Annotated in this window: 19 protein-coding genes; 9 read left to right on the plus strand and 10 right to left on the minus strand. The window is 43.8% G+C overall.

All coding sequences use genetic code 11. The features are described 5' to 3' along the window. Nucleotides 1–448: 448 nt before the first annotated feature. Nucleotides 449–1780: an MFS transporter gene (locus PseudUWO310_RS17815; RefSeq protein ID WP_142603645.1), complete on the plus strand. Its 1332-nt coding sequence runs from the start codon at nucleotides 449–451 to the stop codon at nucleotides 1778–1780. 327 nt (nucleotides 1781–2107) lie between these two features. On the opposite strand, the gene PseudUWO310_RS17820 is transcribed toward PseudUWO310_RS17815, so the two are convergent. From PseudUWO310_RS17820 to PseudUWO310_RS17845, 6 genes are all read right to left on the minus strand, one after another. Next, a complete protein-coding gene (locus PseudUWO310_RS17820) occupies nucleotides 2108–3253 on the minus strand; it encodes a DUF1501 domain-containing protein (RefSeq protein ID WP_142603647.1) in 1146 nt (381 codons plus the stop codon). 97 nt (nucleotides 3254–3350) lie between these two features. Continuing rightward, on the minus strand, nucleotides 3351–4589 hold the full coding sequence (locus PseudUWO310_RS17825; protein WP_142603649.1) for a DUF1800 family protein: 1239 nt from the start codon (nucleotides 4587–4589) through the stop codon (nucleotides 3351–3353). Nucleotides 4590–4677: 88 nt separating this feature from the next. Continuing rightward, complete coding sequence (locus PseudUWO310_RS17830; protein WP_142603651.1) at nucleotides 4678–5748, minus strand: FAD-dependent monooxygenase; 1071 nt, start codon at nucleotides 5746–5748, stop codon at nucleotides 4678–4680. A gap of 421 nt (nucleotides 5749–6169) precedes the next feature. Then, complete coding sequence (secA, locus tag PseudUWO310_RS17835; RefSeq protein ID WP_142603653.1) at nucleotides 6170–8977, minus strand: preprotein translocase subunit SecA; 2808 nt, start codon at nucleotides 8975–8977, stop codon at nucleotides 6170–6172. Nucleotides 8978–9784: 807 nt separating this feature from the next. Next, nucleotides 9785–10831, minus strand: a complete 1047-nt coding sequence (hisC, locus tag PseudUWO310_RS17840; RefSeq protein WP_142603655.1) for a histidinol-phosphate transaminase — start codon at nucleotides 10829–10831, stop codon at nucleotides 9785–9787. Nucleotides 10832–10938: 107 nt separating this feature from the next. Then, a complete protein-coding gene (locus tag PseudUWO310_RS17845; RefSeq protein WP_142603657.1) occupies nucleotides 10939–11865 on the minus strand; it encodes a LysR family transcriptional regulator in 927 nt (308 codons plus the stop codon). Nucleotides 11866–11884: 19 nt separating this feature from the next. On the opposite strand from PseudUWO310_RS17845, the gene PseudUWO310_RS17850 reads away from it, so the two are divergent. From PseudUWO310_RS17850 to PseudUWO310_RS17875, 6 genes are all read left to right on the plus strand, one after another. Continuing rightward, a complete protein-coding gene (locus tag PseudUWO310_RS17850; RefSeq protein WP_142603659.1) occupies nucleotides 11885–12994 on the plus strand; it encodes a hypothetical protein in 1110 nt (369 codons plus the stop codon). A gap of 424 nt (nucleotides 12995–13418) precedes the next feature. Then, nucleotides 13419–13913, plus strand: a complete 495-nt coding sequence (locus PseudUWO310_RS17855; protein ID WP_055075039.1) for a 2Fe-2S iron-sulfur cluster-binding protein — start codon at nucleotides 13419–13421, stop codon at nucleotides 13911–13913. 248 nt (nucleotides 13914–14161) lie between these two features. Beyond that, nucleotides 14162–14842: a V4R domain-containing protein gene (locus tag PseudUWO310_RS17860; protein ID WP_009628348.1), complete on the plus strand. Its 681-nt coding sequence runs from the start codon at nucleotides 14162–14164 to the stop codon at nucleotides 14840–14842. Further along, nucleotides 14839–15114 (plus strand): hypothetical protein, encoded by a 276-nt coding sequence (locus PseudUWO310_RS17865; protein WP_142603661.1) that lies wholly within the window; start codon nucleotides 14839–14841, stop codon nucleotides 15112–15114. Before PseudUWO310_RS17860 ends, PseudUWO310_RS17865 begins: the two co-directional genes overlap by 4 nt. An 87-nt stretch (nucleotides 15115–15201) precedes the next feature. Then, nucleotides 15202–15660, plus strand: coding sequence for a hypothetical protein (locus PseudUWO310_RS17870; protein WP_142603663.1), 459 nt, complete (start codon nucleotides 15202–15204; stop codon nucleotides 15658–15660). A gap of 11 nt (nucleotides 15661–15671) precedes the next feature. Further along, on the plus strand, nucleotides 15672–16328 hold the full coding sequence (locus tag PseudUWO310_RS17875) for a 4-vinyl reductase (RefSeq protein WP_142603666.1): 657 nt from the start codon (nucleotides 15672–15674) through the stop codon (nucleotides 16326–16328). A 40-nt stretch (nucleotides 16329–16368) separates the two neighbouring features. Here the strand turns inward: PseudUWO310_RS17875 and PseudUWO310_RS17880 are convergent, their stop codons facing one another. The 4 genes from PseudUWO310_RS17880 to PseudUWO310_RS17890 all read right to left on the minus strand — a co-directional run bounded on the left by PseudUWO310_RS17880 (nucleotide 16369) and on the right by PseudUWO310_RS17890 (nucleotide 19059). Then, nucleotides 16369–16866 (minus strand): PAM68 family protein, encoded by a 498-nt coding sequence (locus PseudUWO310_RS17880; RefSeq protein WP_142603668.1) that lies wholly within the window; start codon nucleotides 16864–16866, stop codon nucleotides 16369–16371. 217 nt (nucleotides 16867–17083) lie between these two features. Next, on the minus strand, nucleotides 17084–17353 hold the full coding sequence (gene rpsO / locus PseudUWO310_RS17885) for a 30S ribosomal protein S15 (protein WP_009628343.1): 270 nt from the start codon (nucleotides 17351–17353) through the stop codon (nucleotides 17084–17086). Between the two features lie 508 nt (nucleotides 17354–17861). Next, a complete protein-coding gene (locus PseudUWO310_RS23670) occupies nucleotides 17862–17987 on the minus strand; it encodes a hypothetical protein (protein ID WP_086004265.1) in 126 nt (41 codons plus the stop codon). A 358-nt stretch (nucleotides 17988–18345) separates the two neighbouring features. Beyond that, complete coding sequence (locus tag PseudUWO310_RS17890; RefSeq protein WP_009628342.1) at nucleotides 18346–19059, minus strand: LuxR C-terminal-related transcriptional regulator; 714 nt, start codon at nucleotides 19057–19059, stop codon at nucleotides 18346–18348. 561 nt (nucleotides 19060–19620) lie between these two features. On the opposite strand from PseudUWO310_RS17890, the gene PseudUWO310_RS17895 reads away from it, so the two are divergent. Together PseudUWO310_RS17895 and PseudUWO310_RS17900 are read left to right on the plus strand one after the other, a co-directional pair. After that, the gene (locus PseudUWO310_RS17895; RefSeq protein WP_142603670.1) at nucleotides 19621–20055 is read left to right on the plus strand and encodes a hypothetical protein; all 435 of its coding nucleotides are present in this window, start codon (nucleotides 19621–19623) and stop codon (nucleotides 20053–20055) included. Continuing rightward, nucleotides 20036–20404 carry a YtxH domain-containing protein gene (locus PseudUWO310_RS17900; protein ID WP_142603672.1) on the plus strand — a complete coding sequence of 123 codons (369 nt, stop codon included), beginning with the start codon at nucleotides 20036–20038 and terminating at the stop codon, nucleotides 20402–20404. The genes PseudUWO310_RS17895 and PseudUWO310_RS17900 overlap by 20 nt, the downstream gene beginning before the upstream one ends. Nucleotides 20405–20439 lie beyond the last annotated feature (35 nt).

Consider the following 20439-nt stretch of genomic DNA (forward strand, 5'->3'; position numbering starts at 1 on the left):
ACATTCTTGCAACAATTCATCGAGCAGTTCTTTGCGTATATTCATCTGTTTTGGTGTTAGTAGTTGTGTGTCTAGATTGTCTCTCTGTATATATCCCAGACTTTACACAAAATACTCTACACTCTCCTCTTGACTATGCTATCCTTTAAAAATTATTCTTTGCTTAATTAGAAACCGCTATAAGTAGTTCCGCATAATTAAAAACCAAAACCACAGAGCATACCGCCCACTATGCAGGCAGTATGCTCTTCTAGGTTTTAAGTTTACTCTTAGCTACTTACCTTATCCTTGAATTAGGAAAGGAATTAATAAAGGAATTAGTAAACTTTATTTCTGACCAGAGCTTTTTGAGGTTTGCTTCGTAAGCCCTTTGCCGATTAACTGATGTTTCCAAACATAGCTTATCTCTTTTTTGAGAATACACAATTTATCAACATTTAGGTTTATTTTGATCGTCAAAACATATGCTGAAGAAGATCGCGAACTAAAAGTATCGATCCGTACTAGCCTTCAAGCATCGAGCATTGATGGGAGTTTATCAACGGTTTTTAGCAATATCACAAGTGGCGTTCTCCTCAGTAGCTTTTTGATAGATCTTGGTGCAAGTCCTTTTGAGATTGGGATGGCAGTTTCTTTGCCAATGCTAGCGAATTTGTTACAGCCTTTAGGAGCTTTATTATCTAATCGCTCTCATAGTCGCCGTAACTATGGGATCTGGACATTTTTACCATCTCGACTCCTTTGGTTGGTGCTACTCATTGCCCTTATTCTGAAAGGTTCAAATGCCAATTTGTCTAACGAACTAGTCTATTTAACATTAACTTTGGTCTTTACTTCCAATATCTTAGCGGCTCTAGGTAGTGCTTCTTGGATGAGTTGGCTCGCAGCTTTAGTTCCTGCGAAACTACGCGGTCGCTACTACAGTGTGCGTAGCATTGTGAGTAATGTTACGGGCTTGCTTTGTTTACCGATCGCCAGTTTTATAATCGCTAATTGGCAGGGTGGAAGCATAACAGGATATGGACTGGTACTGAGTGGGGGGATTTTAGCGGGTGTAGCGAGTTTAACCTGTCAACAATTTATGATCGATATCAATCCTCAAAAATATCGAACTGCTTGTCAAATCGAATATCAATCTGAACGGGAAAGAGAACAGGAATACCCTCAAACGAATCTATTTAACAATCTCATCGCTCCATTTTATGATCGCAATCTGATCGTTTTTCTAATCTACGTTGCTTTTTGGGGATTTGCTGTAAATCTCAGTGCGCCCTTTTTTAATCTCTATATGTTAGAGAATCTGGGGGTCGATATCACTTGGGTAACAGTATTCAGCAGTCTATCGAGTGGTGCAAATATGTTGATGCTATTAGTATGGGGAAGATTAAGCGATCGCTTTGGCAATCGTCCTTTATTAATATTTGTGGGTATAGCGATCGCAATTACGCCTCTATTTTGGTTGATAACGAGCCTAGCCCAAGTACAAGACCAATTGTGGTTATATTTGATCGTTTTCCATCTTTTTTTAGGGGGAACTTGGGCAGCAATTGATTTAGGGAGTAATAATATTCAGATTGGTATTGCCCCGATGGAACATCATGCCACTTTTTTTGCGATCGCCTCAGCGATCGCAGGTGTGAGCAGCGCATTAGGTACAACTGTAGGAGGGGCTCTAGCCCAATATGCCCATTATGAAGGAATTTTCGGGGTGTTTGTACTTTCCGCAATTCTTCGTTTATTTGCGATTATTCCTTTACTATTTGTCCATGAGAATTTATAGCTATATTCACTTAAGTCAGGACATCAAACCCAATAGAGGGGGCGCGAAGCGCCGCAACTCTCTATTGGGTTTGATGTTTGTCCTAACATTACTGACTATAGCTATATCAACAAACAAGCCGATGAAAGTGTCGGATTATTTGCAATAGCTCCGAGATGGAAGTCAGAGATGATGTGACGAAGGAAGTCAAACCCAAGACGAAAAATGCTTGTAAATAGCGAAGAGAGCATACCGCCCGCTGCGCGGGCGGTATGCTCTCTGGTTTTGTTTTTTAATTATGCCTAGCTACTTAGTAACGCAAGTGGTGATAGGTATATGATTAGATGCTTATAAAATACCAACCTTCGGGAAATCTTGATCCAAGACTTTGGATGCCGTAATTCCTTCCCATTGCTTGAGAATTTCGCCATAAATGCTGCGGAAATCTACTTGCATTGCCAGATTGCCTTGAACGAGGCTATCTAATGCGGGTTGACCACCGTATAAACCACCACGTACATTTCCCAATAACAGAACGGGAGCAGCCGTACCATGATCGGTTCCGCCATTGCCGTTTTCGGCAGGACGACGACCGAACTCGCTCTGTACCATAATTAAGACATTTTTTTGCATATTATGGGCTTGGATATCGCGATCGAGGGCAGCTAGCCCTGCACCCAGATCGCCCAGCAATTGCTGGTGGCGGCGTATCTGTCCCGCGTGCGTATCCCAACCGCCAATTGTTAGATATACCACCTTTGGCTGTGACTCTAAAACTCGACCTAGCAACGCAAATTGATTGCCAATTCCCGTTTTAGCATAGCCATGATTGGCTTGACGTTGATTGAGATCCTTAGTGAGTTGTTTGACAGCCTCCTCACTATCAAGAACCGAGCGGCGCACCTGTTCCGCAAATTCGGAACCTTGGGGATTGTTATAAACTGAGCGCATTGCCTCTCCCAGTTTCCCCCGTTGCTGAACGGCTAGATTGGGAGATAGTTGCAGATAGCGATCGCTGTCACCTGTAAGGGCGAGGGGATATTCTTCGCCAAGAAAAATCGCGTCGGCAGTTTTCGCCTTCACATCGGTTAAATACCTTGCTAACCAACCCGTATCGCTTGCTCCTTGAGGATGGGCGCTTTGCCAGATTTCCTTAGAACGAAAGTGCGAGAGATTGGGATTGGGATAACTGACATTCTGAACGATCGCCAAACGTCCCTTGTCTAAAATCGGCTTTAGCTCCTTGAGAGCGGGATGGAAGGCGGCTTGATTGGAAATGGGAATCCCATCTTTAATCGCGATCGTAGGGCGCAGTTTGCGATAATTGGCCTCATTATAGGGAACGATCGTGTTTAACCCATCATTCCCCCCTGCGAGTTCGATTACGACAAGGGTTTTGCGATCGCTACTTAAAGCAGCGCTACTGCAACTGGGAGCGACGATCGCCATCGCGGCTGTGCTGCTCATCAAGGCGAGAAAATCTCTTCTATTCATATTCCTTGTTTATCCTTCTGCTCATCTTTCAAGTGTTTCTAAAATAACGATCAACTCAGCTTGACAGGGCTTACTTTTGCTTAAATTTAAGTTGGATTTAAGCCAGTTGATAGATTGGCGAAGCGAGAATCAAGGCAGCAATTTCCCGCTTAGATAACCCCGTAAATTGCGATTCTAATTGACGATCGCCATTACCATCCAGCAGCACTGTGACCATATCTTTAGCACTGTAGCGATCGGGATCGAACTTAAATCCACCATCATCGCCATACTCCTTCGTGAATTGCTGGGCAACATTAATCCTTGTCAATAAAGAAGGCGCAGTCAACCAACCCTGATCTCCCTGCCAACCTTTCACCGATGGCGCATTATAGGGAACTTGCCCCATTGCCCGTAAGTCGCCAATTACGCGATCGCTATCGGACTCGATTTGCAGTTGGCGCAAACTACTCAAGACAAAATACAGTGGTGTTTTGAGATGGCTGCGATAGGATTTACTACTATAAAATTCAGGGCTATTAAAAACTGCCGCCACTACTGCTTTGATACTGCGATTATTCTTTTGGTATACCCCCGCAAGGCGATCTACGATCTCAGGTTCGGGATTGCGGTAAGCCAAGGTACTCCAAAGATCCACGGCTAACTTTCTGGCGGTAACAGGATGGTTTGCTAAGATTTCGACCACATCCTGAGTGCTAAGTTTGCCAGTATGCCCCAGATAAGTCTTAAGCCCGTCATCGTGGCGACGAGGCACAAAGGTTACATCCGCCACGCCCATCTCAGGACGCAATTTGACTTGCCAGCCCGTTAGCGCCCTTGCCCCTTCTTGGATGTCCTTTTCAGTGTAATTTCCTTGCCCAAGGGTAAACAATTCCATGACCTCGCGGCTGTAATTTTCGTTAATCTTGCCTGAACGATTTTGATCATTGTCCAAATAATTGAGCATGGCTGGGCTGGTGGTGATCTGCATCAGCAACTCTTGGAAATCACCCATAGCATAGGTGCGGAGTCTCCTTTCGTAGTCCAGTAGGAGTTGCGCTCGACCAGTTTTGCGAAGGGATACCACAAAGCGATCGCGCCAAAAGTTGACAATGCGCTCATGCAAAGGATTACTTGCCTTTACCATCTGCGGCAATAACCATTTCCACAGGGCTCTTGCCTGATCCTGCTTTCCTTTTTGGACTATAGGCATTGGTGCGGGTACATTGATCTCAGGTGATGTATTCAACCATGTTGATAGCAATGCGTCAGGGGTAGTATCGCTGTTGAGTTCGTCAAGGGTTGCCCCAAATCCTGCCCTTCTTAAGAAATGAGCTTTCTGTACGATGCGATCCATAGGTTTATGTCCATGCTGAAGCTATTTGGTTAGCATTGATGACTTTGCTTTAGACTTTGCTTTAGACTGCCCATCACCCATAAAAGTTCTAACGACGACCAATTTTTTGGCTCATTTCTCGACTCGTTCTCTGGTATTCATGGACGATGGGTAATCGCTCATTCTGAAAGTTTTGTAAAGCTTCAGCAATACTATGACTAGATTTGAGATGTTTCACCAGAGATAGTCCATCCTCCCAACCAGAAGTCATTCCCCTCGCACGGGTCGGACTTTTGGCATGGGCCGCATCACCAATTAAGAGTACTCGACCACTGTAGATCTGGGGCAAGGGATCGATATCATAGGAATAGCGGCAGATAATACTTTCTAAAGGGGTAGAAACAATGACATTTCTGGCATCCTCAGGTAGTTTCGCTAATTCTTGAGGAGGAATGGCAATATTAGCAGGTTGCAATCTGCCGATTTCTGAATCGTCTAGCGCCTGTTCGACAAAGAAGCCCCAATGCGTTCGATTTGCACCAATATGGAAGAAGTTCGCATAAATCCCTCTTCCACGAACGTAAACGAAAAAGTTTCCTTCGGGACAGAAGCTATCATCAACTACGATTCCCCGCCAAACGAGATCGCCAAGGTAGGATGGTTTTAGATCTGGAGCGACGGACTGACGTACCTTTGAGAGAATTCCATCTGCACCAATGATTAAGTCTCCTTCCCAATGACTTCCATCCTTAAAATAGGCGATCGCTCTATTTTCTGTTTGTGTGATTGCAGATAAATGTGCATTAAAATGAATTATATTCGCTGGCAAGGTTTCGAGAATTGCTTCTAAAATTGCCTTGCGATGTACGAGCATTCCTGGTAGTTCGTCTTCGGCGTAGGTGACGGTTTCTGCATTGATCAATCCACCCTTAAGATTGCGAAACTCAAATAATTTAACAGGATCGCCAGAGTCGATAATTTTTTTGCTGATCCTCGGATTTCCTTCATGCAGAGCTTTCATGCCAGCTTGGACAATCAGAATGCCACATCCATCGGTACGAACCACGGGTGCTTTCTCAAACAAATCAACTTGAAAGCCTTCTTGAATTAATAAACTGGCGAGATAAGCACCTGATGTCCCCGCACCGATAATACCGATCCTGCTCTTAGTAGAAATCATCTGGAGCCTCGCTTAAATTTATCTCTTTCAGATAATTATAGCTGTCGCCCCTTGCCTTAAGACAAGATCAAGCCCCAAGAAGAGAAGGTTGGCGCAAAGCGCCAACCTTCTCTTCTTGAACGATAGCTATTGCAGTTTTCAAATGAGTGCGTACTCATTTGAAAACAAAAAAACAATCCTAATAAGTAGCTAGGCATAATTAAAAAACAAAACCAGAGAGCATACCGCCCGCGCAGCGGGCGGTATGCTCTTCTGGGTTTTAAGTTTACTTATGCCTACGGCAAAATGAAAACCGCAATATATAGCGATTGCCAGAAACGTTGAAATATTGAAATGTTGAAATATTGAAAGCGCCCAACACCAAAAGGAGAGGAGTGGCAACTTATGCCACTCCTCTCTTTTTGGTGTTGCGACTATTTAATTAGACAAATTCGGCTTCGATTGTGTCTGTTTGCTGTGGGCGAGGATCGAACTCGAATAGCGAGTAGACAACATCCCGACGGATCTGGGTCATCATATCTAGGAATATTTCGTAGCCTTCGCTCTTGTACTCGATTAAGGGATCCTTTTGACCATAGCCCCGCAAGCCGACGGACTCGCGCAAGGCTTCCATTGCTTGGAGGTGGTCACGCCAGAGCGTATCAATGCGTTGCAAAATAAAGAAACGCTCGGCTTGACGCATCAAGCCAGTTTGCAATGCTTCAACTTGCGCTTCTTTGATTTCGTAGGCTCGACGCACTTCTTCCCTCAGGAATGCTTGCATTTCAGGTAAAAACATATCATCGAGTTGCTCTGGTTCAAGATCTTGGAGCAGATTCACAAACTCCTTGATTTTTTTGACCATCGCCACAAGATTCCATTCTTCAGGGGGAAGTTCGGGATTGACATAGGCATTGACGATATCATCCATCGTGCGTTCGGCATATTCGATAACGCGATCGCGAAGATTCTCCCCTTCAAGAACACGGCGACGCTCAGCATAGATCGCTCGACGCTGATTGTTCATGACTTCATCGTATTCAAAGACCTGCTTCCGAATGTCGTAATAGTAGGTTTCCACTTTCTTCTGGGCATTTTCTAGGGCGCTAGTCAACATTCCCGAACTGATCGGCATATCCTCTTCTACACGGAAGGCGTTCATCAAGCCCGCTACGCGATCGCCTGCAAAAATCCGCATCAGATTATCTTCGAGACTGAGGAAAAAGCGGGTGGAGCCGGGGTCACCTTGGCGACCGCAACGACCGCGCAACTGATTGTCAACGCGGCGAGACTCATGACGTTCCGTACCGATGACATGGAGACCACCGAGTTTAGTAACATCTTCATGCTCGGCATCGGTCACGGCTTCATATTCACGTTTGATCAGGATGAAAGCATCGCGTAATTTCTGAATGACTTCATCGTCGGTCGGAGCTTTCTCAGAGGCGACCGCAAGCATTTCTTCTGCTTCGAGTTCCGCTTGACTCATTCTTCCCAGCTTATCGACCGCAAAATCAACGGCATCCTTCAGCAAGGCTTGCGCATCCTTAGAGAGTTCGCAAGGGAAAAGACTATCGGAGACTTTCCAATTCTTCTTTCTTGCTTTTTCGGTATTGGAGCCAAAGCCTTGTCCCTTTTCGGGACGCTCGCCAAACATTCTCTGCCCTGCATTGGTAAAGTCGCTATCGTCTTCAGGACGAACGATTTGCGGCATGAAGCTTTCGCGGACTTTCAACCTCGCCATGTAGTCAGCATTACCGCCGAGAATAATATCCGTGCCGCGACCTGCCATGTTCGTGGCGATCGTTACCGAACCTTTGCGACCTGCTTGGGCGACGATTTCTGATTCGCGTTCTACATTTTCAGGCTTCGCATTCAGTAAGTTGTGAGGGATATTTTTTTCGCTGAGCAAACGTGATAGAACTTCTGATTTCTCAACACTTGTAGTTCCCACGAGCACAGGACGACCCATTTCATGCATTTCGCGACATTCTTCGGCAACGGCTCGCCATTTCGCCGCTTCGGTTTTGTAAACCACATCCGACCAATCACCTCTTCCACTCTTACGGTTGGTAGGCATGGTGGTAACTTCGAGATTGTAGATTTTGCCAAGTTCGGCTTCTTCGGTTTTTGCCGTACCAGTCATGCCACCAAGTTTGGGATAGAGCAGGAAGAAGTTTTGATAGGTAATTGTCGCGAGGGTCTGGGTTTCATTTTCGATCGCTACCCCTTCTTTGGCTTCGATCGCCTGATGCAATCCATCGCTCCAACGGCGACCGGGCATAACGCGCCCTGTAAATTCATCAACAATCGTCACTTCGTCATCGCGGACGATGTAATTGACATCTTTTAAAAATAATTCTTTGGCTTTGAGGGCATTGAACACATAATGCGCCCAAGGATCGGCTTGATCGAATAGATCCGTAACATTAAGCAGCTTTTCCGCAAGCTCAAAGCCTTCATCGGTCATGATGACGTTACGTTGCTTTTCGTCAACTTCGTAGTGGGTTTCTTTTTGTAATTGAGCCGCGATCGTTACTGCACCAATATATTTCTCGGTCGGACGTTCGACCATTCCCGAAATAATCAGCGGTGTTCGCGCCTCGTCAATCAGGATCGAGTCAACTTCGTCAATTACACAAAAGTTAAAGGGACGCTGCACCACTTCTTCGATGCTAGTCGCCATGTTGTCTCGGAGGTAGTCGAAACCAAGCTCGCTGTTGGTGGCGTAGGTAATGTCGCAGCTATAGTTTTTGCGGCGCTCGAATGGCTCCATAGAGTTTTGGATCAAGCCTACCGACATCCCCAAAAAGCGGTGGACTTGCCCCATCCATTCTGCGTCGCGACGGGCGAGGTAGTCGTTAACCGTAACCACATGCACACCTTTTCCTGAGAGGGCATTGAGGTAGCTGGGCAAGGTTGCGACGAGGGTTTTGCCTTCACCTGTTTTCATTTCGGCAATTTCGCCCCGATGAAGCACCATCCCACCTAGCATTTGTACGTCGTAATGCCGTAGCCCTAAAACACGGGTGGCAGCTTCGCGAACAACGGCAAAGGCTTCAGGTAGCAGATCGTCAAGCGGTTCACCTTGTTCGAGTCGTTGTTTGAACTCTCCTGTTTTTCCTTGCAATTCGCGATCGCTCAGCGCCGCTAACTCTGGGGCTAGGGAATTAATGAGAGCCACTTCGGGACGGAGTTTGTCAAGCTTGCGCTTATTAGGATCGCCAATCAGGTTTTTTAAGTTAAACATAGCTACCGAATGCAGTTAAAACGGGGATTGCGCCAAACGTGATCTTTAATACGATTTTGGACTACCAGTATATATTAACCGACTGTTGGGAATACGAGCTTCGGATAACCGAAGCGATTAAACGATCAGTAAATGCGATCAGTAAATGCGATCGGTTAAAGCGATCGCTTTAACCGATCGCATTTAGGGACTTACGATTTAATGAAGTACCAAATATAAAACCAGAATCGGTGGCGCGGCGGAGCCACCGATTCTGGTAAATCTGGATTGGCATCTTATTTTCTCGCAAGTCCCTTATAGCTACAGTCACTTGAATGAGGACAAATCAAACCCCAAGACTTGACTGGCGGCGCTTTGCGCCGCCAGTCAAGTCTTGGGGTTTATGTCCTCGTACATTTGGCGATAGCTATAAAACCTCAAAGAGAGTTGGCACGCGGAGCGCAGCAACTTTCTTTGGGGTTTTGATTTTGTCCTAACAAAACTGGCGGCAGCTATAAAATCACAAAATGGCGTAGCCATTTTGTGATTTGGGATAAACCTGCTTTAACGTGAATTCGGGATAATTTGAAAAGGTATTTGAGAAAGGGTTTGCGTAGCAAACCCTTTCTCAAATACCAAAAGTAAAAGCCTTGCGTAGCAAGGCTTTTACTTTTGGAAAAATTTGCCAGCTTAATCCGAACTGACGTTAAAATATTCGTTTTATGAAGGTGAATTTTATGAAAGTAAAAAGATAAAGATCTATCGATCATGCTTTAACTATCCAACACCCAATTAGAAAATTTTCTACAAACCTTAAAGAATGGATGCTTAAAGAATGGATAACAGATCAATTAGGGCTTGATTTTGTTCATCAGTACCAACGGTAATTCGTAATTTATCAGATAGTCCGACTTGATTAAAATAGCGGACTAAAATGCCAGATTCTTTGAGTTTTAAATAAATCTCTTCAGCATTGCCTTTGGGTGGAGTGGCAAGCACAAAGTTACCGTGAGATTCTAGTACGGTATAGTCGAGATTTTTGAGAGCTAAAGTAAGTTTAGTCCGTGAGGTTTTGACTTGTTCGGCGTTGGCAGTTTTGTATGCTTGATCGCGCATGGCGGCAGTGCCAACCGCGATCGCTACGGCATCAATGTTATAGCTGTCTTTAACCTTAAATAGCCCAGCCAAAAGCTGGGGATTCGCAATCCCAAAGCCCAAACGCAAACCTGCTAGGGAGTAACCTTTTGATAAGGTGCGTAGCACGATTACATTGTCAAACTCTCGCACCAAAGACAAAGCCGAATATTCGGCAAAATCGACATAGGCTTCATCGATCGCTAGAATACCTGAAACCTGCCCTGCTAATTGGCGTAAATCATCCAAAGGCACGGCATGTCCCGAAGGACTATTGGGAGAGGCGATAAAAGTCACTGCTCCATTGGCGGCCACTAATTCAGCGATCGGCAACTGAAAATTTTCACCATAGGGGACTTCGACGATTTCCGCAGGTTGCATCGCCGATAAAGTCCGATAAAGTACATAGGTAGGCATCGGATAAACCACCTTGCGATCGCGCCCTTCCGCACAAGCCCTGATCAAAATATTTAAAACATCATCACTACCATTACCCACAATTACCCAATCCGCAGGTACATCCAGAGCCTCGCTGACAGCTTGACAAAACTCATGGGCAAAGGGGTCAGGATAGCGGCGCAAAGCATCGCTATCAATGTTTTGTAAGGCCGCGATCGCCTTTGGCGAAGGCGCATAGGGATTTTCATTGGTATTCAGTTTAATAACCTTGATACCCGACTTTGGCTGTTCTCCAGGGACATAACCTGTCATGGCATCAATGGCTGGGCGGAAGTAGCTCATGGTTTAGAAAGAAAAAGAAAAATGGGAAAAATTAGGTTTGAACTTTTTATTTTATCGCGATCGCTTTATATGGGTTTAGGACTTTGCTAGCTTTAACTAGATTTCAACTAAGCTTTATCTCGAAATACGGGTAATACCTCATTACAAAAGGCTTCAGTTGCCTTAGATCGATAGCGATTGGGATTGCGAATTTGTAACAACATACGCTTGATGACCACTCCGTCAATTCGCACCTGTTGCAAAGCCCCCATTTGCAACTCTTTTTCGATCGCAGTTACTGATAAAAATGCCGCCCCCAAACCAGCTTGTACAGCATTTTTAATTGCCTCAATTGAATTTAGCTCCATGGCGATCGCTAATTGGCGCGGATCGACTCCACTATCAAGAAGCACGCGATCAATCGCCTTGCGAATAGTTGATTGCGAGTCAAGGGTAATAAATTGTAACTTGTATAACTCGTCAATCGGCAAGGCTCCAACTTGAGCAAGCTGATGGGAAATTGGTAGAATTAGCGCAAGTTCATCTTCGGCATAGGGTGTAATCTCTAGAGAGTCATGTAGATCGGCAGGAATTTCGCCGCCAATAATTGCCAAGTCTACCTGTCCGTTCGCAACACTCCATGCAGTTCGCCTTGTAGAATGAACGTGGAGTTGTACTGAGACTTCAGGATATTTTTTGCGAAACAAACCAATCATCTGCGGCATTAGATAGGTTCCTGTCGTTTGACTAGCACCTATAATTAGAGTCCCACCATTAAGATTTTGCAGATCTTCAATGGCGCGACAGGTCTCTTGGCAAAGGCTTAAAATGCGATCGCCATAGGAAAGTAACAACTGCCCAGCCTCAGTCAACTGTGCTCTTCTGCCTCCGCGATCGAACAAAGGCACATCTAGCTGTCGCTCTAGGTGTTGGACTTGCAAGCTAACGGCGGGTTGGGACACATATAGGCTATCAGCGGCGCGTTTAAAGCTACCTTCAGCAGCGATCGCCTTAAGAATGCGTAATTGGTCTAGGGTGAACGGTATATCGATCATAGAAGCAGCGTGAGAAAAGATGAGTCGGGAGGTTATTCAAGATTTTTTGAATTTAGCAGGCATTGTGGGGATTGCTCTCACAAACCGCCGTATGCGACCCTACTTCTACGGCTTAGATACCGTATTAGAAAGGACAAAGCAAGCATTAGGTCAAGGAGTACTGCAAGTTGTTGAGAACGTACCTGAAGGATTTGAGTCCTTTGAATTTCACTTTGCTAGTCATGTTGTTTTTATTTACAAGCTGACGCATGGGCTAGTCCTACTAGTACTCACAGATAGTGACCTAAAAAATGCTGACTATAGACGGGGCATTACCAAAATCAAATATTTAATCGAAACAGATACATACAACACAGTCGCATACTTTAAGCTCCTATTAGGCACAGTAACTCAGCATTCTTTACCAAATGCCAGCCGAGATGCTAACTCACCGCATACAACTGCTAAGCAGGATGTGAAGAGTGCACTCACGACCGATGGCAATGCTAAGCCTCTTCCTAACCCATATGCATCAGCTAGCTCGGTTGATACGATTCCTCAAATTGAGAAACAAGCAAGTACGGACTCAAGGGCAAAAGCGAGCAGTCCCAGCAGTAATACATCAAGTAACACCAATACAAGGGCCCAGACCAGTAACATAAATTTACAAACTCAGCCCCACAATAAGCCGCAAACACCTCCTGTATCTCCTACTAATTTTTCTGCCCCTACAGCGCCTAGTATTAGGGCTATAGCTACCGATAACCCCATACAAATTACCAATAGTTCTAATAAGCTAGTATCAGCGAAAACTGCACCGCAAGAGTATAAGTTAGATGAACTTTTAGTCGCCCTAAATAAATTAAGTCACTTTACAACCCAATACTTAGGTAAGGTTGTTGTCAAAAATTATTGGAAATCGAGTCGTCCTATTTCTGCTTGGTTAGATGAGTTTCAAGTAGATCGTGATGGCAAGATCTTCCATCCCAAGCAAGCAGAAATAATTTGCAGCTTAGACCAAATTCAGGAAATTCGGTCATGGGTCTCTGCCTATATAAAACGTTGTAAGCAGGTAATTCGTAATTTCGATCAAATGCTAGAACAAGACTGCCTCGATAGTCATCAGAGACAAATACTCCTAAGTAGTTAGATGCAATTAAATATCAACCCGACAAATTGCGGCGCAAGCTGCGCCGCTATTTGTCGGGTTGATATTATGGCTAGTTACTTATACCAATTCACTGAATTGAGCCCATACTTCAATAGTTAGCTAGGATAAATCAAACACCAAAAGATGAAGGGTGACGCGAAGCGTCACCCTTCATCTTTTGGTGTTTATGTCCTAAGCAAAACTTATATCGCTATGACTAGTGTTTTTAACAAAAATGCTGACTAAAAATGTTGATTATGGCTTCAGAGCAAAATGCTGGGAGCCTAACTTTAAAATGAGAAAAAATGAGAATTTCTACTTTTTTTTAGTAGGCAATTTGGCGGGATATCCCCCATTTGTACCCCGTAAATGAGCTAAAATAATCTTTAATATTAAGGGGAACAATTGTAGAGGCAAGCTAATAATGGCTAAGCGCGTAAGGATTGAGCCGATTGCCCAAATAGCTGATATTGCAACTAATGGTGCATTACTATCTGGCTTAATGGGAGAAGAGCTAAGTATTTTAAAAGAATGTGGCGGTCGTGGCATGTGCGCGACCTGTCACGTTTACATCCAAGACGGAATGTCTTCGCTTAGCCCCATGGGTAAACGAGAGCAGCGCACCTTAGAAGTCATTACCACTTGTAAACCAAACTCTAGGCTGGCTTGCCAAGCCAAGGTTATGGGCGAGGGTATTGTGGTTGAACTGCCTGTTGGTATGTATGTTCAATCAATTCAAGATATCGAAGCTTTAATTGGACGACGATGTGAAAAGCCGCTGCTGAGTCCAATCACAGGGCAGACGCTAGTAGAGGTAGGTCAGTTAATTACTAGATCGGTTGTTCGTCAACTAGAAAACACTAATTTCAGTGTTGGAGAACAATTAGCAAATACGAAGAAAGCTGATGTTTTTGAATGAAAATAAGATGATTAATAAATATAATTAATGCGATCGCGACTGGATTTTAATTCAGTTAACGATCTGGCGATCTAGGCGATCTATTTGGTTATTATTAATTATTTTTATTATTCATATTATTCAGTTGTTTGTGTTCAGGACGAACTTTGTATTTAACCTGTGTATTTAACCTGTGTATTTAACCTGTGTATTTAACCTGTGTATTTAATCTTTGCATTTAGCCATCTTTTGGATAGGAGTATTTACTTATGACTGTTGCCGTCGATCGCCCAAATAGCGCAACTAGAGCGAAAAGAAAAAATAATCACTATAGTCTGCAAGACTTTTTTCTACCCGATTTGGAAAAGGGAATCATCGAAGATTGGAATGGTTCAAGAAATATCCTCACCAGCGAAGACTTTATTATTGGATTACAGGAAGGCTTGGAAGATGAAGTTGGTGAAGCTTCGGCAGCGGTCATGTATTCCATTGGCTGTGAATGGGGACAGCAGGATGCATTGTTCTTTACCAAATGGTTTGAGCGGGATTTTGGGCGCAGTATTCGTCAAACAAATTTACCGTTTTTGCTAGAAACTTGGTGGTGGCCCTTTACCTCGCAAGGCTGGGGACGCTGGCAGGTAGATATGAGCGATCGCAAGCAGGGATTCATGTTTATTAGTGTGTTCGATTCTGCGGTTGCGCGTAGCCTTGGTGATGTGGGCAAGCCTGTTTGTCATTTGTATGCAGGTTTGTTTTCGGGGTTCTTTACCCATTTAGTCAATAAAGAGCTGGAATGTATTGAGATTCAATGCTATTCAATGGGAGAAAACTACTGTAAATTCCTCCTCGGTGGCAAAAATCGGATTGATGCAGCTTCGTTTTGGCTAAATGAAGGGGCGACAACTCGAGACATTGAAGGTCGTTTGCGCAATGGAGAATTTTTAAAATGAGTAGTTCGGATTGGCAGATACAGCCATTACGCAGCTTTTGGCAGGGCGTAAATTGGGAAAATCGGACGATCGCTCCTGTAAGCAATAATGGGCAAGCGAGTCAGTCCTTAAGCCTTTTGATGTCCGTAAGAGAATATTTCCGAGCCATCTCTTGGACTGGCATTCCTGAAATTGCCGTCACATCTAGCGATACTAAGTTTAGTAACTCTTCGGTCGATGAAAGCAATGAAACCCTTGAAGATTTCCTAGACGATATTTCTAAATTCTTTTAAAAATTCTTCTCGGCAGAGGATTTTCTCAGCAGAGTAATAGGGCGCAATCCCGATTTGCAAAAATTTAACTCTCGTAATATAAGAACTATGATTCCTAAGATTCAAGACTTAATAAACCAAGCGCAAGACCGTTACCTTGCCTCGGATGAGCTAGGACTAATGGAAAGTTATGTTAACTCACTGCCCGAACGCTTAAAACTGTATAAATTAATTCGCGATCGCGAAATTGAGATTTTGCAAGCCGTAGCCGATCAAGTGCCTAGTGAATTACCCAATGTAACCGAAGCAGATCTGGAGACTGGGATTAAAAATTTAATCCTTGTTCTCCGCTATAGCTCGATGGCAATGCTTTTAAACGACGAGAATTTTTTAAAGCAAAGATTGCTAAATTGGCTGGAAGGGATTATGTCTATGCGAGATATGCGCCGCCTCAATGAAACCCTCTATAAGTTACTCAATCAAGGATTGCGTCAACAGGTTAGTCCCGTGCAACTGGCTTTGATCCAGCCTTTGATTACCGCCGCCCAAGTCACGCTAATCTACTAGAGACAAACATTATGATTTCTGTTGCCGATCTCATCAAAGAAAATCGCATTCCTGCTAACTTTTTTGACTATAACTCCTATGTCAAAGGCGATCTGGAAATTGGGTTGCTCGAAAATCGTCGTGGCGATCGCCTAATAGCCGTTCCCGACACATTAATTTCTTCCCTTTACGCAGGCTTAGCCAAGGAAACAGGACAAGCATCAAGGCTGGTCTTGTTTAACTGTGGTAAGTGGTGGGGCAAAAACTTTTACACCCGCTTTACCGAATCCTTGGAAGAATATTACGCTCAGTCACTAGCTGAGATGGATATGATTACGTTCATTCAAAGCCTGCGGGAATGTTGGCAAACCCATGGCTGGGGAAAGTTCGAGTTTGTCCCTGAATATCAAGCTCAAGGACTCATTCTCATTAATACCTATAACTCACCCTATGTAAGGGCAGTTAATGGCAATACGATGCCAACTGGATATCTAGAATCGGGAATTCTTACGTCGTTCTTTACCCGTTTGACAGGACGTGAGTTATTGGCTGTTCAGACAACTTGCGAATCGTTAGGAGCTAGTTGTAACACCTACATCATCGGATTGCCCGAAAGACTGCAAGTGGTTGATTCCCTTTTGGCTGAAGGTTTGACCCATGAAGCGATCCTACAGCGACTTCTCAAGTAGCTAAACAAAAAAAGGCGGCACATCGTGCCGCCTTTTTTATTTATTTATTTTTTGATTGTTGAGATGCTTTGACTAATTGTTGCTGGGACTTCCAAGCCTCAGTTAGATGACCAAAGTTTTTCTTAAACTCTTCGCCACCCCACCAACTACCGATACGTCCTTCATCCCAAGATGCAGAAATAGCTCCGTAGCTGAGTCCGAGAACTCCTATTCCCAAAAACAACATACTCAACAAAACTACTGCCGAAGTTGGTAAATCAACTATATGTTTGCTAACCAAAAAATAGCTAACGATAAATGTTGTCAGCCCCAGACCTGTGGGTATACCACAAAAAAGAGCAGCCCGCCGAACGATCCGACGGTTTACTTCGTCAGGAATCCCCAAAGAATTACTGCTCTTGATCTTTGAGTTATTGGTAATTGCTGGCTTGACAGTTGCCTTAGCAGCGGGAGCCACAGGAGCTTTTTTCGGCTCCTTGGCTTTTTTATTACGATTATTTGGCTCGAAAGGAATCCTTTCTGTGGTTGGTTTACTCACTTTTGCCCCTTACTTTAGCTTCTTGTTTTTATACCAAAGCTCAAAATGGCGTAGCCATTTTGAGCTTTGAAAACCCTTACTGGGTTTGGTTTTCAATTCATAAAAGTGTGACAACACTTTCGTGAATTGGTATTACACCTTTGATGGGGTGAAGTACTATGGGAAGCGATCGCCATTCCTAGATTTCCAGATATATAAGGCATCTAGAATTTTGGATCTAGCCTCTTACACCAAGGCTTTGAATGAGTTGCTTGTAGTGGGCGCGATCTTGGTTACGTACATAAGCCAGTAAACGCTTACGTTGACCGATGATTTTGAGCAAACTACGGCGAGAAGAGAAATCTTTAGGATGTAGCTTGAGGTGAGTGGTTAGTTGGTTAACCCGCTCGGTGAGCAATGCCACCTGAACATCAGAGGAACCTGTGTCAGTGGGGTGTTTTTGATATTCGGAGAATATTTCGAGCTTGCGTTCTTGCAAAAGTGCCATGATAAAAACTTGAACGTGTTTTGAAGTGTACGTGATCTAAACTCGACAGTAAACGCACTTAGGAGTTTAAAGCGAGGTTCCTAACCTCACGGTTGGGAATTCCTAGTTATTTCCATCTCTGGAATTTCGCCACTTATCGCGAGGTAGCCGATTTACTCCCTCAACGACAGATCGACTGCCTAGGCGGTTTCCATTCCTCAGTAGTCTCTGAGTATTTATGGAGAAATTATGGCGATCGCCATAATTTCTGAAGCTGTGATCTTTTAGACAGACTAGCTTAACATGTTGGATGCCCATCTTTCCATCAAAAATTTCCCGCAATTGCGGTAATTTGCTCTAACAAGGATGAGTGGCGGCACTTCGCGCCGCCACTCATCCTTTTAATTAATTTATAACTACAGTCACTTGACTTAGGACAAATCAAACCCCAAGAATTGACTGGCGGCGCGAAGCGCCGCCAGTCAATTCTTGGGGTTTATGTCCTAGTAAAATTGGCGATAGCTATATTTTAGTGAGCTGAGCCGTTACCGTGATATTTATCAGTATCGTAAAAACCATTACGAGTCCCAAAAAATAAACAGCTAACCGTAAACAAGACAGTCAAGATTGGCAAAATTACTTTGAGGTCGAGCATATTTTTGGGGGTTAAAAATAAAATGAGGCTGGCTTATATTTTAGTAGCAGAAAATCCTTAAGGAAGCTACATCTAACTTCTTTCTTAAGGATTAATACAAATTCACTGAAGTGAGCCAACACTTCAGTGAATTAAAAAACAAACCCAGTAAGGGTTTGAGATTCCCAAAATGGCGTTGCCATTTTGGGAATTGGTATAAATTCTTAAGGATTAAAAAAGTTAGCCCACAGACAAAAAGACAACAACAAAATGATGCATTCCGCGCATCATTTTGTTGCCTAGAAGTCATTGCCTAAAAGTTCAATTGGCTAAAAATCATTATTTCTAGCAATACCCAAAAAGCTAGCTTAAATTATGGCTAATTGCCGCCATCGGTATTATCCGTAACGTCACCGCTAGGACGATAGCTTTGCTCAAAGGCATAGCGCACGATCTGGGAACGATTTTCCAAATTGAGCTTAGTCATGATGCTGCTGAGGTGAGTTTGCACAGTCCGAGGGCTGATTTGGAGTCGTTTGCCAATTTCTTTATTAGTAAACCCTTGGACGACCTGCCAGAAAACACGCTCTTCGGAAGGGGTGAGCGTAGTTCGGGAAACAGGAGCTGTAGGCTGCTGAAACAGACGCATATGCTCACTAGGTGTCCGATGAGGCTCCCGTTTATGGGGGGAAAAGAAATCTATATCAGTTTTGCCAATGGTCATGCGATCGCCACTTTTCAGCAAAATTGGAAAAGTAATTCTCTGTCCGCGCATGAAAGAACCATTGCGGCTGCCAAAATCGACTAGGTAAAAACTACCAGATTCATTATTAGAATTGCGATTTTTGGCATCCCCTTTCATTGAAGACTCAAAGCCTTCATTCTTGGAAGCGCCAACAATTTGGAGAGTGGCATGATAGCGTGATACCCATTTGTCGGTGAGTACAATTGAGTTGTCATATCCCCTGCCAATTGTCCAAAAATCAGCATTTATAAGTGGAATCATTTGCTGTCCCTCATCTGCATGAACGATCAGATAGGGATGTGGGTGTAAAAGGGTCACTGAACTATTAGACAACTTTGTTGTGTGCATCTCAATCAATTGCCAATATAACTTATTTATATATTGTGAGACGAGTTTAATAAATTTTGAGTTCCTTTTTTGGATTCATGACTTTTGATGACATATTCTGTCACGATGGTTTTGATGCGATATTTACGATATTTTTCATGTTATGTTTTTACCTTTTATCGCAATCCTAAATAGTTTATGAAAGACTTCGGCTTTGTGCAGCTATCGGTACAGATTGCCTGAGCGAAGTCGAGTTCTAATTTTTCTTTTGTTAGGACAAAATCAAAACCCCAAAGAGAGTTGCCGCGCGGAGCGCGGCAACTCTCTTTGGGGTTTTATACCAATTCCCAAAATGGCAACGCCATTTTGGGAATCTCAAAACCTTACTGGTTTTGATGTTTAATTCACAAAAGTGTTGTCACACTTTCGTGAATTAAAAACTAAACCTAGTCAGGGTTCTCAAGTTAAGAAATGACTACGCCATTTCTTAACTTGGTATAACATCACTAAGGGGAGGGAGATATAATATTTGCCTACCCATCGCAAATCTTAAAAAATTCAATCTATTATTATTAAAAAATCATGATTTGGATAGCGATCGCCATACAGTTAATACTCAGTGCGGGATTGCTATGGGCTTCATGGCAAGTATGGATGTTGCGTAACTCCCTCAAAGCAACCGTCCATACGGTAGAGTCTTGGATAGCAATTTGCGAGGAGGGTTTAGCTGTCTCTCAGCCTGGGCTTGAGGTGACTCGGAGCGGGGTCGGCATAGCGCGGCAGCAATATCAAATATTGCAATCTCAATTAGAAAAAATTCGTAACTTATTGTCTGTGGTAGGGCGTGGTGTATCCTTTGTAGGGAGTAGTTGGCAAAAGTCTCGAAAAAAAACATCGAAAGGCTCGTCAACCTCTACAAATAAAAAATCAACCGACAGTTCAAGCACAAAATTGTCAGGTAAGTCCTCAGGCAGTAAGTCGTTAGGGAGCAAACAGAATGTCAAACGGCGCAGGTAAATTTTTGGGTGGAGTAATTGTCGGTACGGCAATAGGTACGGCCATAGGCATTTTATTTGCGCCGAGATCGGGTAAGGAAAGTCGCCAATTTTTGAAAAAATCGGCTCAAGACTTACCTAAAATTGCGGAAGAAATTGGCTCAAACGTCCAGTATCAGGCCGATCGCTTAACCGAGCAAACCCAACGCACGATTGATGAGTTACTTTTACGACTTCAGGAAGCGATCGCTACGGGGCAAGATGCTAGCCGAAAACTACAGGAGGAATTAGCCATGTCTATGATCAGTTCCGCTGATAGTTTGTCTGTTGAAACAGGCGATCGCGCCATAGCGGATGAAGATGACGAATAGCTCCTTGAAAAATTCCTGACAAGCTCCCGACAAAT

Source organism: Pseudanabaena sp. UWO310, from assembly GCF_006861605.1.
GTDB lineage: Bacteria > Cyanobacteriota > Cyanobacteriia > Pseudanabaenales > Pseudanabaenaceae > Pseudanabaena.

Coding starts and splice junctions, on each gene's coding strand:
- PseudUWO310_RS17890 (WP_009628342.1), bottom strand. CDS start 19,059: ATGCACACAACAAAGTTGTCTAATAGTTCAGTGACCCTTTTACACCCA.
- PseudUWO310_RS17875 (WP_142603666.1), top strand. CDS start 15,672: ATGATTTCTGTTGCCGATCTCATCAAAGAAAATCGCATTCCTGCTAAC.
- PseudUWO310_RS17855 (WP_055075039.1), top strand. CDS start 13,419: ATGGCTAAGCGCGTAAGGATTGAGCCGATTGCCCAAATAGCTGATATT.
- hisC (WP_142603655.1), bottom strand. CDS start 10,831: ATGAGCTACTTCCGCCCAGCCATTGATGCCATGACAGGTTATGTCCCT.
- PseudUWO310_RS17895 (WP_142603670.1), top strand. CDS start 19,621: ATGATTTGGATAGCGATCGCCATACAGTTAATACTCAGTGCGGGATTG.
- PseudUWO310_RS17825 (WP_142603649.1), bottom strand. CDS start 4,589: ATGGATCGCATCGTACAGAAAGCTCATTTCTTAAGAAGGGCAGGATTT.
- PseudUWO310_RS17860 (WP_009628348.1), top strand. CDS start 14,162: ATGACTGTTGCCGTCGATCGCCCAAATAGCGCAACTAGAGCGAAAAGA.
- PseudUWO310_RS17900 (WP_142603672.1), top strand. CDS start 20,036: ATGTCAAACGGCGCAGGTAAATTTTTGGGTGGAGTAATTGTCGGTACG.
- PseudUWO310_RS17820 (WP_142603647.1), bottom strand. CDS start 3,253: ATGAATAGAAGAGATTTTCTCGCCTTGATGAGCAGCACAGCCGCGATG.
- PseudUWO310_RS17830 (WP_142603651.1), bottom strand. CDS start 5,748: ATGATTTCTACTAAGAGCAGGATCGGTATTATCGGTGCGGGGACATCA.
- PseudUWO310_RS23670 (WP_086004265.1), bottom strand. CDS start 17,987: ATGCTCGACCTCAAAGTAATTTTGCCAATCTTGACTGTCTTGTTTACG.
- rpsO (WP_009628343.1), bottom strand. CDS start 17,353: ATGGCACTTTTGCAAGAACGCAAGCTCGAAATATTCTCCGAATATCAA.
- PseudUWO310_RS17845 (WP_142603657.1), bottom strand. CDS start 11,865: ATGATCGATATACCGTTCACCCTAGACCAATTACGCATTCTTAAGGCG.
- PseudUWO310_RS17865 (WP_142603661.1), top strand. CDS start 14,839: ATGAGTAGTTCGGATTGGCAGATACAGCCATTACGCAGCTTTTGGCAG.
- PseudUWO310_RS17850 (WP_142603659.1), top strand. CDS start 11,885: ATGAGTCGGGAGGTTATTCAAGATTTTTTGAATTTAGCAGGCATTGTG.
- PseudUWO310_RS17870 (WP_142603663.1), top strand. CDS start 15,202: ATGATTCCTAAGATTCAAGACTTAATAAACCAAGCGCAAGACCGTTAC.
- secA (WP_142603653.1), bottom strand. CDS start 8,977: ATGTTTAACTTAAAAAACCTGATTGGCGATCCTAATAAGCGCAAGCTT.